Here is an 11,740-nt window from a genome sequence, read left to right on the forward strand (position 1 = left end):
CCCGGGGCCGAAATCTACAGCTTGATGGATTCGCCGGCTTTGATGAACAGCAGACGCTGGGCGATTACCGCCATGTCCTCGGACGATTCGCGCATGCCCGTTTCTATCCACGCCTTGATGACGCCCAGGTACGCCGAAGCGTAGAACGTGACGTAGTAGTTCACGAAGGGCGTGGGGTCTTTGCGGTAGCGCTCGTGCAGCACCGAGCCAATGAGAATCTCGCGCACGCGCGTGAGCAGATTGCGCTCGAAACGCGGGTCGCCGTACGGCCCCATCACCGCGCCCAGGAAATACGCCTGGCTGCGCAGGTAATCGAACAGGCTCACCAGCAGCGGAATGGGCTTCTTGCGCTTCACGCAGAGCGTGGTCTGCACGATGTCGAGCTCCTTCATGCGCGCCTGAATGGCCTCGAGCTCCGAGATGATCTCGTCCTCGCAGGCCACGAGCAGCGCATCCTTGTCGCTGTAGTGGTTGTAGAACGTGCCGCGCGTGATGTCGGCGCGCTCGCACAAGTCGCCAACGGTGATGGCGTCGAAGCCCTTCTCGTTGATGAGCTGGATGAGCGCTTCGCGCAACGCGGCTTTCGTGCGCGCCGAGCGGCGGTCGGTACGCGCTTCCGCGGATACGGCGTCTGACGAGCAGGCGCCCGTTATAGGCTCAGGCATGCTTCCCCTTGTCGCTACGTGCGTGACGCAAGTTTTATACACCATGCACGATATTTGACAGTCTGTATAAAAAGCATTGTAGTCACCTTCGCGCAAGGACGCAACCGCCCACACGTCGCATTCACGCGAAGCGTTTCCAAATGGAAAGATGCCGCCGCATGAACGCGACGGCATCCAAAAGGCTGCATTATGGGCCAGGCGAATTAGCCCTTATGGTATTCGAGGAGCTCGTCGATGGTGACGAAGCGGTACCCCTGCTGCTTCAGCTTCGGAAGCGCCGAGCGGAGCGCCTCGACCGTCTGGGAACGGTCGCCGCCGCCGTCGTGCATGAGGATGATGTTGCCCGGATCGGCACTGAGGATGGCTTCCTCGATAGCCGCCGCGCCAGGGCGCGACCAGTCACGCGTATCGATGTTCCAGCCAACGTCGCACGTCACGTACTGATTCAGAATCTGCGCGGTTTCCAGCGGGTAGTTACCGCCCGGGCAGCGAACCACGCGGCTCGTCTCCACGCCCGTCACGTCGGAAATGGCCTGACGGCCCTTCTCGACCTCGGAAACCTGCTCTTCGGGCGACATGTAGCTGATGTTCACGCTTTTGCCGCTGCCCTTGGCATGGTCGAACGTGTGCGTGCACAGCTGATGCCCGCTATTGTATTCGCGCATGATGAGGTCGTTGCCGTTCGAGGCTTCGGAAATGCGCTCGCCCACGATGAAGAACGTCGCCTTCGCGTCGTTGGCGTCCAGAATGTCCAGGATCTCGCCCGTCCATTCATCCCACGGGCCGTCGTCGAACGTGAGCGCGATGACCTTCTCGCCGCCGGTGTTGATGCTATAGCGGGAAAGCACCGCATCCTGCACCTGCTGCACTTCCACGCCGTCGACGGTGATGCCGGAGACATCGCCCGTGCGCGTGGCCACTACGCCGTCCTGCGGCTGGCTGATAACCTGGTGAATTGCGCCCTTGGAGCCATCGTCGACCCATTCGGCAGCTTCCACCTGGGTGGACTCGGAATAGTCTTCAGTCGTGTCGTTGCCGTCGCCCACCGAGATAACGTCGTTGGCGCTCACGTGCGCGCCAGGATCGACCGCCTCGCCGTTCACGACGATGGAATACGGCGCACCGCCCTTGTCGTCGAGCACCGAACCATCGACCGCGAGGAGCTTGCCGGGCGTAACCTGCACGCCGGATTTCTCGACCACCTGGCCATACGTGTCGCTACGCGCGACGGACATCTCGACCCCGTTCACAACGACGGGAATGGGGGAAAACGACGTCTGGTACATGACGAAGCCCAGGATGGCCACGACCACCACGGCAAGGGCGACCAGCGCGGCTTTCGGGGCCTTCTTGCGATGGGGAACGAACCCAAGGCCCTCGCCTGCCACGGAATACGAGCCTGCACGCTCTTCGCGTACCGCAGGCGTGAAGGCGCCGGTTTGCGTTTGCCTGGCATACGAAGTGTCGATGCGCGGGGCACTGCCCGTGTCGCCCGCGGAAACGCGCGGATGGCGACCCGTTACGGCATGCGTGACCCCACCCACGTCGCTCACGTGCACGCGATTGGAGGACGCGCCCTGCCTTTGGCGCTCGAGCACCGCCTGCTGATGGCGCACGCGCTCGCGTTCCATTTCGGCACTATGCTCGGCCGCAAGCTGGGCATGCTCGCGAGCGGCGCGCTGCGTGGGATGCTGGCGCCCGCTCGCTTCGAGCGACGTATCACGCGCCGCACGCTTCTTCACGTGCGGACGCGATTTCATATTGCGATTGGTATCTGACATATCGAGCCCCCTCCCGACGTATTCTACCCTGTCAGATACTCCTTGGGCATAGGCGATTAATTCTTCAGCGAATTAATCGGAGCGGGGAAGCGACCGCCACGATGCGCGAACACGCTGCCCGCATGCTCGTTCACGTGCATGATGGGGGAAGAGCCAAGCAGGCCGCCGAATTCGAGCGTCTCGCCAGCGCTGCGGCCGATGGCCGGGATCACGCGCACGGCGGTGGTCTTCGTGTTGATGACGCCGATGGCCGCCTCGTCGGCGATGATGCCGAAGATGGCTTCGGGCGAGGTGTCGCCCGGGATGGCGATCATATCCAGGCCAACGCTGCAGACGCAGGTCATGGCCTCGAGCTTCTCGAGGCACAGGGCGCCCGATTCCGCCGCGCGAATCATGCCGGCGTCTTCGGACACGGGAATGAACGCACCAGACAGGCCGCCAACGCTGCTGGACGCCATGACGCCGCCCTTCTTCACCGCGTCGTTCAGCATGGCCAGGGCCGCCGTGGTGCCGGGGCCGCCGCACTGGCCCACGCCGATGGCTTCCAGGATTTCGGCGACGCTGTCGCCCTCGGCGGGCGTAGGAGCCAGGGAAAGGTCGAGGATGCCCTGCTGAACGCCCAGGCGCTCGCTGGCGTTGCGCGCCATGAGCTCGCCGGCGCGCGTGATCTTGAACGCCGTGGCCTTGATGGCTTCGGCGATTTCGGTGATGGAGGCGTCCTTGGGCATGTTGGCGAGCACGTTGCGCACTACGCCCGGGCCGGAAACGCCCACGTTAACCACGGCATCGGCTTCGCCGGAACCATGGAACGCACCCGCCATGAAGGGGTTGTCCTCCACGGCATTTGCGAACACCACGAGCTTGGCGGCGCCGATGCAATCGCGGTCGGCGGTGGCCTTCGCGGTTTCGATGATGATGTTCGCCATCTTCCAGACGGCGTCCATGTTGATGCCTGCGCGCGTGGAGGCGATGTTCACCGAGCTGCACACGTTGTCGGTAACGGCGAGGGCATGCGGGATGGAGTTCATGAGCTTCTCGTCGGCTGCCGTGGCGCCCTTCTGCACGAGCGCGGAAAAGCCGCCCACGAAGTCGACGCCCACTTCCTTGCCGGCGCGGTCCATGGCCTCGGCGACGGGCGTGAGGTCCTGCGCGGTAACGGCGCCGCAGATTTCCGCGATGGGCGTAACGGAGATGCGCTTGTTCACGATGGGAATGCCGAACTCGCGCTCGAGCTGCTCGGCCGTGGGCACGAGCTTTTCGGCGGCGGTGGTCATGCGGTCGTAGACCTTGCGCGCGACGACGTCGATGTCTTCGTGCGTGCATGCGCGGAGGTTCAAACCAAGCGTGATGGTGCGGATATCGAGGTGCTGCTGGCTCACCATTGCCAGCGTTTCGGCGATTTCGGCCGGGGTAATCTGCATGCGCTCATCCTTCATCCGTGCCGCGGTGCGGCGGAGCTGATTTGCTTACCCAGTATAGCTTTCGCGCGAAAATAATTTAGCCGACTAAAGTAAACAAACACGGAGAACAACGGAGTCTACAAAACGAGGGCGCCAAAACGCCCAAATGGAGCCCTATGCGCCGAAAACGGCGCGTACGAGATACTCGATATTGCCCGCTCGCTTGCCGCGGATGGGCGACTCGATGACGCCGGACACGTTGAAGCCATGTTCCTGCAGCGCCAGACGCACCTCCTCCACCGTACGCTTGCGAACTTCCGGGTCGGTTACCAGGCCGCGTTCGGTTTCGTCATGCTCGCTTTCGAACTGCGGCTTCACGAGGCCGATGAACACGCTGCCCTCATGGCAAAGACGCGCGAACGATGGCGCCAGGCTGGCAAGGCCGATGAAGCTGAGGTCGGCCACGAGGATGTCGAACGGGGCGCCCAGCTCCTCGGGCGTGGCGGTTCGAATGTTGGTGCGTTCGCGCACGATGGTGCGCGGATCGCTGCGCACTTTCCACGCAAGCATGCCGTAATTCACGTCGACGCAGGTGACGCTAGCCGCGCCCGCCTGCAGAAGGCAATCGGAAAAGCCACCGGTGGAAGAGCCCATGTCGATGCACGACGCACCCTCGACCGACTGCTCGAACGCGCGCAGGGCGCCCTCGAGCTTGTAGCCGCCGCGGGAAACATAGCGAGAGCGGTCTTTCACCCAGATGTCGGCATCGCACGGCACGCGCACGGCGGCGCTGGTGGCGTACTCATCGCCCACCTTCACCTCGTGGGCGATGACGAGACGCTTCGCCTCGTCGGGCGTTTCGCAATACCCGCGGGCGATCATCAGCTCGTCAAGGCGCTGCTTCTTCGGGCGCGCGCTCCCCTGTTGGCGGCTGCCTGCCATGCGCTTACGCTTCCCCAATGACGCTGGGCACTTCGCCCGTTTCCAGAATCTGCAGGAATGCGGCTTCGTCGATGACGGGAATGCCCAGGGCAATGGCCTTGTCGTATTTGCTGCCGGAAGCTTCGCCCGCGATGACGCAGCTCGTCTTCTTGCTCACGCTGCCGCTGACCTTCGCACCCATTTCCTTCAGCGCGGCGCCAGCGTCGGTACGCGACATGCCGCTCTGGGAAAGCGTGCCCGTGAGCACGAACGTGAGGCCCGCGAGCGTCTGGGGCTTACCACTTTCGGAACGCTGCTCTTCCATCACCACGCCAGCCTGCAGAAGTCGGTCGATGACCTGCTCGTTCTGCGGCGTGCGCAGGAACATGTAGATGCTCTTGGCGATGATGCCGCCAATGCCCTCGATGGCTGCGAGCTGCTCCTCGGTGGCGTTGCGAAGGGCCTCGATGGAAGGATATGCCGCGGCAATCGACTCGGCGGTCGTCTTGCCCACGTGGCGAATGCCCAGGCCAAACAGCACGCGCGCCAAACCGCGGCTCTTGCTGGCCTCGAGCTCCGCCAGAATCTTCGCCGCCACGACGGGGCCCAGATGGATGGCCTCGCCATCTTTGTTCACGCGGCCCATATCGAGCGTAGCCAAGTCGTACTCGCCCAGGTTGTAGTAATCGGCCACGTCGGTGACGCGCCCCGATTCCAGCAGACGCCCAATGACCTCGTCGCCCAAGCCCTCGATGTCCATCGCGCCGCGACTCGCCCAATGCACCAGGCGTTCATGCGCCTGAGCAGGGCAATCGATGCTCACGCAACGATACGCAGCTTCGCCTTCCTCGCGCACGACGGGGCTGCCGCAGCTGGGGCACGTGGCGGGCATGCTCCATTCCCGCGCATCAGCCGGACGCAGCGAGGGGACATGACCAAGCACCTCGGGAATGACGTCGCCGGCCTTGCGCACGATGACGGTATCGCCCACGCGCACGTCCTTGCGACGAACTTCGTCTTCGTTATGCAGCGTTGCGCGCGCCACCACCGAACCGGCGATGCGCACGGGTTCCAGCTCGGCCACGGGCGTGAGCGCACCCGTGCGCCCCACCTGCACCGTAATGTCGCGCAGGAGCGTGGTCTTCTCCTCGGGCGGGAACTTGTAGGCAATCGCCCAGCGCGGGGCGCGGGCCGTGAAGCCCATGGCATCCTGGATGGCGAACTCGTTCACCTTCACCACCACGCCGTCGATGTCGTACGGCAGCGACGAGCGCTTCTCGAGCACCTTCTCACAAAACGCGAGCACTTCCTCGCGCGTGGAGCACAAAGCCACGTCGGGGTTCACGTGGAATCCCGCCTCGCGCATCCACTCCAGCAGCTCGAACTGGCCTTCCATGCGGAACGAGGCGTTGCTGGCCGTAGCGTAGATGAACGTGGAGAGGTCGCGGTGGGCCGTGACGTTCGGGTCCTTCTGGCGCAGGCTGCCCGCGGCGGCGTTACGCGGGTTGGCGAACCCATCTTTGCCGTTGGCGGCTGCGGCGGCATTCAGCTTCTCGAAGCTATTCTTGGGCATGTACGCCTCGCCGCGCAGCTCGATAGCGGCTTCCGCATCGGACAGACGCGAAAGCGCCTGGTCGCGCAAGCGCAGGGGCACATCGCGGATGGTGCGGATATTGGCGGTGACATCTTCGCCCGTGGTGCCGTCGCCGCGCGTGCTGGCGCGCACCAGGCGCCCATCTTCGTACGTAAGGGCAATGCCGCTGCCATCGATCTTCAGCTCGCAGCACAGCGGCACGAAGCGCCCGAGCGTTTCCTCGAGGCGGTCCATCCACGCCTCGAGCTCTTCTAGGCCCATCGCGTCGTCGATGGAGTACATGCGCGCGGCATGCACCACCGGGGCGAACTGCTCGCCCACGTATCCGCCAACGCGCTGCGTGGGCGAATTCGCATCGTAGTACTCGGGGTGAGCCGCCTCGAGCGTGCGCAGCTCGCGCATGAGCGAGTCGAAGGCGGCGTCGGAGATTTCGGGGGCGTCTTTCGCGTAATACAGATACGTATGATGCTCGATTTCCCGTCGAAGCGCCTCGATGCGCGCACCCGGATCGCTTACCGCATCCGCCGCCATCTCGCTATCGAACAGGCTCTGAATCTCTTCCGCCACGCCGTCTTCCTTCCTAAGCGCGAACAGGGCGAGGGCTACTGGACCCTGCCGCTGGACATATCCTTGATAGCCGCGGGCATGAAGCGAATCACGTCCTCGGCGCATACCGAAATGCTGGTGAGCTCTTCGGCCGCAAGCTTACCGGCGCGCGCATGCAGCGTCGTGCCAAGCACGCAGGCCTCGATGGGGCCAAGCCCCTGGGCCAGAAACGCCCCGATGATGCCCGCGAGCACGTCGCCCGTGCCCGCCTTGGCCAGGGCGGCCGTTCCCTCGGTCATGCTGTACACGTTGTCGCCATCCGAAATATACGTATCGGGCCCCTTCAGAACGGTGATGGCGCCATATGCCTGGGAAAGCGTGAGCGCGAGTTCTTCCGGGTCGTCTACGGGCAGCGCAAACACGCTGGCCAGTACCTTCGCTTCCCCGCCATGGGGCGTGACGATGGTGGGATAGCCATCTTGATAGCGCTGCTTGCACATGTCGCGCATCTTGCGCGCGGGCATGAGCTTCAGGGCGCCGCCATCCACCAGCACGGGCGCCTTGGCGTTCTTCAGCAAGCGGCGCAGAATGGCGCCGATGTACGGGTCGTTCGTATCGAACCCACTGCCAATGACGTAGGCAAGGGGATGGTCGGGCGTGGAGGGCTTCAAGCTGGAAGCATCCCACATATCCCACGAGCGCACGACGAGCGAGGGGTGATGCGCCTGCACCTGGGCCACCACGCTATCGTCCACGAACACCTCGGTATAGCCCGCGCCAGCGCGCTGGCTCGCGATGGAGGCGAGCGCTGCGGCGCCAGGGTACGACGCGCTTCCCACGATGAGCGTTACCTTGCCGCGGGAATACTTGTTCATCTGCGGTTCGGGAAACGGGAGCAAGTCGTAGATGTTCTTCTGGGTATACTGCCTCATTCCGCATCACCGGAACCCTTCGCATCGTGCGCGGCAACCTGCTGTACGCCAAACGGCGTCATACGCGTTTTGGGGCGCTTGACGGGGATGTCGTCGAGCAGCGAACGCGTTTCCTTGAACTGCTTGGCCAGCTCGTCCATCGGGTCGGTGCGGCGCGCCGTGGCGCGGTCGGACTCCAACGTGATGGCCATAGCGCAGGCCACGGCATCGGTATGCGTGAAGGATAGCGAGATGGGCAGTTCGCGAACGCCCAGCTCGTCGGCAACTTCCTTCGCGCGGCGATGCAGACGCACCTGCGGACGGCCGCTCTTCAGGCGCACGACTTCCACGTCGGCGGGAGCGATGCCCTTCGAAAAGCCCGTTCCCAACGCCTTGAGCACGGCCTCCTTCGCGGCGAAGCGCGTGGCGTAGTGAATTTCGGGCTGGTTGGTCTTATCGCAGTACGCGCGCTCCCCTTCCGTGAACACGCGCTGCCTGAAACGAGGGGAGCGCTCGAGCACCGCGCGCATGCGGTCGATGCGCACGATGTCGACGCCCAGACCCACGCCCTCGTCGAATGGCGAAGGCTCGGTCTCGGGCGAAGCGGGCTGTTCCTGGATGGGCTGTTCGGGGTTGTGCGCCATGCCGCGACCCTATTCGACCGTAACCGATTTCGCCAGGTTGCGCGGCTGGTCGACGTCGCAACCGCGTGCCACGGCGATGGCGCGGGCGAACAGCTGCAGGGGCACCGAGACGGTGATGGCGCTGAACGCATCGCGCACGCGGGGCACGTAGATGACGTAATCGGCGTGCTTGCGAATCTCCTCGTCGCCTTCGGTTGCCACGGCAACGACCAGGGCACCGCGCGTGCGGCTTTCCTGGATATTGGAGATGACCTTGTCGTATACGGGGCTCTGCGTGGCCACGGCGATAACCGGGAACCCTTCGGAAAGAAGGGCGATGGGGCCATGCTTCATTTCGCCGGCGGCGTATGCCTCGGCGTGCAGGTAGCTGATTTCCTTGAGCTTCAGGGCGCCTTCGTAGCTGATGGCGCTTCCCATGCCGCGGCCGATGAAGAGCGCATCGTTGGCGTCTTTGCACGCGAGCGCGGCTTCTTCGATGGCGCTCGTGTCGGCCAGGATGGTCTCGATCTGCTCGGCGGTATCGGCGAGCTCGCGGAACAGGAGACGCGTCTGCGCCTGCGTGAACTTGCCCTTGGCCTGCGCGAGCACCATGGAAAGAAGCGTGAGGCTTACGACCTGGCCCAGGAAGCTCTTCGTGGAGGCCACGGCGATTTCCTTGTTGGCCTTCGTGTAGATGACGCCGTCGCTTTCGCGAGCCACGGGGCTGCCAATGACGTTCGTGATGCCGAACACCTTGCCGCCCTTGATGCGCGCCTCGCGGATAGCCGCCAGCGTGTCGGCCGTTTCGCCCGACTGCGACACGGCAACCACCAGCGTGGTGGGCGTGATGATGGGATTGCGGTAGCGGAACTCGCTTGCCACCTCCACCTCGGTTGGAATGCGGGCCCATGCCTCGATGAGCTGCTTGGCAACCAGGCCAGCATGGTAGCTTGTGCCGCAGGCGATAACGTACACGCGATCGATGAGCTGCAGTTCCTCGAGGGACATGCCCAGCTCGTTGATCTTCAGCGCGCCGCCCACCATGCGGCCTGCCAGCGTATCGCGCACCACGCGAGGCTGCTCGTGAATTTCCTTCAGCATGAAGTCGGGATAGCCGCCCTTTTCGGCAACGTCGATATCCCAGTCGACATGCATGACGTTCGGTTCGATTTCGGCGCCCTGGGCGTCGGAATACGCAATGCCATCGGGGCGCATGTCGGCGAATTGGTCGTCGCCCAGCACCGTGACATCGCGGCTCGCGCGGATGACGGCGATGATGTCGGAAGCCACGTAGCTACCGTCTTCGCCGTACGCGAGCACGATTGGGGAATCGCGGCGCGTAACCACGATGCGACCAGGCTCGTTCGCGCAGGTTACGGCCAGGCCGTAGCTGCCCACCAAACGCACCGTGGCGGTGCGCACGGCTTCCAGCAGGTCGCCTTCGTAGGCCTCTTCCACCAGGTGGGCGATTACCTCGGTATCGGTGGTGCTGCGGAATTCGTGCCCGCTTGCGATAAGCTCTTCGCGCAGTTCGGCGAAGTTCTCGATAATGCCGTTGTGCACGACGGCAATGGCGCCATCGCAGGATACATGGGGATGCGCGTTCTGCTGGCTGGGTACGCCATGCGTGGCCCAACGCGTGTGGCCGATGCCGCACGTAGCTTCCGGGTTCACGTTCGCCACGGCGCTGGCCAGGCCGCTGACCTTGCCAACCCTGCGCGTAACGGAAAGCGTGCCGTCGCCGGCCTGCACCGCGATGCCCGCGGAGTCGTACCCGCGATACTCCAGGCGGCGAAGCCCCTCAATCAATCTATCGACAACCGGCTGGGTGCCGGTGTAACCCACAATGCCGCACATATACGCTCCTTCTTTGGTGCCGTGTGCATAGTCATTCAACCTAGTGTAATAAAACACGCTCTTCCGCGCTTCAATCCGCGCGCGAAGCCACAGATTTTCTCAACCGGAGGCGGGCCCTGCAACCGCACGGGCCGAATACCTGGAGAAATAACTGCCGCCATTTGATTTATCCTCCGCTTAAAACAACCTCCCTTGTGCTACGATTCCGCTCAGCATATAAGGAGCGAGACGAGAGAAGGTATCCATGGCTGAACAAGCTCCTCTCAGCGAAGAAGAAAAGAATATGCTTTCCGCTGGGTGCGGTGGCGGAGAGAGCACCGGCCCCCAAGTACTCATGCCCAACAAGCGCTCTACCGTGAAGCACGTCATCGGCGTTGTCTCCGGCAAGGGCGGCGTAGGCAAGAGCCTGGTCACCTGCCTGCTGGCGAGCGAAGCGCAGAAGCGCGGCAAGAAGGTCGCCATCCTCGACGCCGACGTAACCGGCCCCTCCATCCCGAAGGCCTTCGGCGTCACCAATCCCCTTACCGCCGATAAAGACGGCATCCTCCCCTGCCAGACGCAGACGGGCATCAAGATGGTGAGCACCAATCTCATGCTCCCCGAGGAAGACATGCCCGTGGCCTGGCGCGGCCCGGTTGTCTCCGGCACCGTCAAGCAGTTCTTCAACGAAGTGAACTGGGGCGAAATCGACTACATGTTCGTCGATATGCCTCCGGGAACGTCCGACGTTCTGCTCACCGTGTTCCAGAGCCTGCCCGTCGACGGCATCGTTACCGTCTCGGCCCCGCAGGAACTCGTGGCCATGATCGTGGGCAAGGCCGTGCATCTGGCCCACGAGATGAAGGTCCCCGTGCTAGGCCTGGTCGAGAACATGGCATACTACTCCTGCCAGCACTGCGGCGAAAAGCAGTACGTGTTCGGCAAGCCCCAGGGCAAGGAAGTTGCGGAAAAGTACCGCATCCCCGCCTACGCCACGCTGCCCATCGATCCGGAATTCGCCGCGAAGTGCGACGCCGGCAAGGTCGAGGAATACGACGTGCAGGGCGCGCTCGATGCCGTGATCGACCAGATCGCCGCAGCACCGCAGCGCACGTTCGCATAAGCTACCGCAAATAGCGTACACTGAGGGCGCCGGTTCATCCGGCGCCCTTTTCGCGCCCGAATATAAGGAGTCGCATTCATGAGCGAAGAGAAGAAGCAGCCCAAAAACGCCGCCAAAAGCGAGCGCAAGGCGCCCAAGCCGAAGAAAACCCAGCCCATCCGCGCCATCAACGAAGACGACGACGGATACGACCCGTATTCCGACCTGCACGACGCGCCGCAACGCGAGCCGCTCTTCGAACGCGATCCCTGGCGGTAGGCCAGCCGCGCATTCCAGCGGCTAGATGCAACGGGACGACGACCACGCGGCCGTCGTCCCGTTTTCGGTTTGGGCGCGTAAT

General features: G+C 63.6%; 10 protein-coding genes. 2 read left to right on the forward strand and 8 right to left on the reverse strand.

Annotation, left to right across the window (positions count from 1 at the left end):
• Window positions 1-14: 14 nt before the first annotated feature.
• From AC04P6_RS07045 to glmS, 8 genes are all read right to left on the reverse strand, one after another.
• Window positions 15-665 (reverse strand): TetR/AcrR family transcriptional regulator, encoded by a 651-nt coding sequence (locus AC04P6_RS07045; RefSeq protein ID WP_475565909.1) that lies wholly within the window; start codon window positions 663-665, stop codon window positions 15-17.
• A 203-nt stretch (window positions 666-868) separates the two neighbouring features.
• Complete coding sequence (locus AC04P6_RS07050) at window positions 869-2,446, reverse strand: polysaccharide deacetylase family protein (protein ID WP_475565910.1); 1,578 nt, start codon at window positions 2,444-2,446, stop codon at window positions 869-871.
• 56 nt (window positions 2,447-2,502) lie between these two features.
• Entirely contained in the window at window positions 2,503-3,867 is a 1,365-nt protein-coding gene (locus tag AC04P6_RS07055; protein WP_475565911.1) for a DUF711 family protein, read from the reverse strand.
• Window positions 3,868-4,020: 153 nt separating this feature from the next.
• The gene (locus tag AC04P6_RS07060; protein ID WP_475565912.1) at window positions 4,021-4,788 is read right to left on the reverse strand and encodes a TlyA family RNA methyltransferase; all 768 of its coding nucleotides are present in this window, start codon (window positions 4,786-4,788) and stop codon (window positions 4,021-4,023) included.
• Between the two features lie 4 nt (window positions 4,789-4,792).
• Window positions 4,793-6,928: an NAD-dependent DNA ligase LigA gene (ligA, locus tag AC04P6_RS07065; RefSeq protein WP_475565913.1), complete on the reverse strand. Its 2,136-nt coding sequence runs from the start codon at window positions 6,926-6,928 to the stop codon at window positions 4,793-4,795.
• 35 nt (window positions 6,929-6,963) lie between these two features.
• Window positions 6,964-7,839: an NAD(P)H-hydrate dehydratase gene (locus tag AC04P6_RS07070; protein WP_475565914.1), complete on the reverse strand. Its 876-nt coding sequence runs from the start codon at window positions 7,837-7,839 to the stop codon at window positions 6,964-6,966.
• A complete protein-coding gene (acpS, locus tag AC04P6_RS07075) occupies window positions 7,836-8,462 on the reverse strand; it encodes a holo-ACP synthase (protein WP_475565915.1) in 627 nt (208 codons plus the stop codon). Before acpS ends, AC04P6_RS07070 begins: the two co-directional genes overlap by 4 nt.
• 9 nt (window positions 8,463-8,471) lie before the next feature.
• Complete coding sequence (gene glmS, locus AC04P6_RS07080) at window positions 8,472-10,298, reverse strand: glutamine--fructose-6-phosphate transaminase (isomerizing) (protein ID WP_475565916.1); 1,827 nt, start codon at window positions 10,296-10,298, stop codon at window positions 8,472-8,474.
• Between the two features lie 244 nt (window positions 10,299-10,542).
• On the opposite strand from glmS, the gene AC04P6_RS07085 reads away from it, so the two are divergent.
• Window positions 10,543-11,400, forward strand: coding sequence for a P-loop NTPase (locus AC04P6_RS07085; RefSeq protein ID WP_475565918.1), 858 nt, complete (start codon window positions 10,543-10,545; stop codon window positions 11,398-11,400).
• Between the two features lie 78 nt (window positions 11,401-11,478).
• On the forward strand, window positions 11,479-11,658 hold the full coding sequence (locus tag AC04P6_RS07090) for a hypothetical protein (RefSeq protein WP_475565919.1): 180 nt from the start codon (window positions 11,479-11,481) through the stop codon (window positions 11,656-11,658).
• Window positions 11,659-11,740: the final 82 nt, after the last annotated feature.

This window comes from Denitrobacterium sp. (assembly GCF_056180635.1).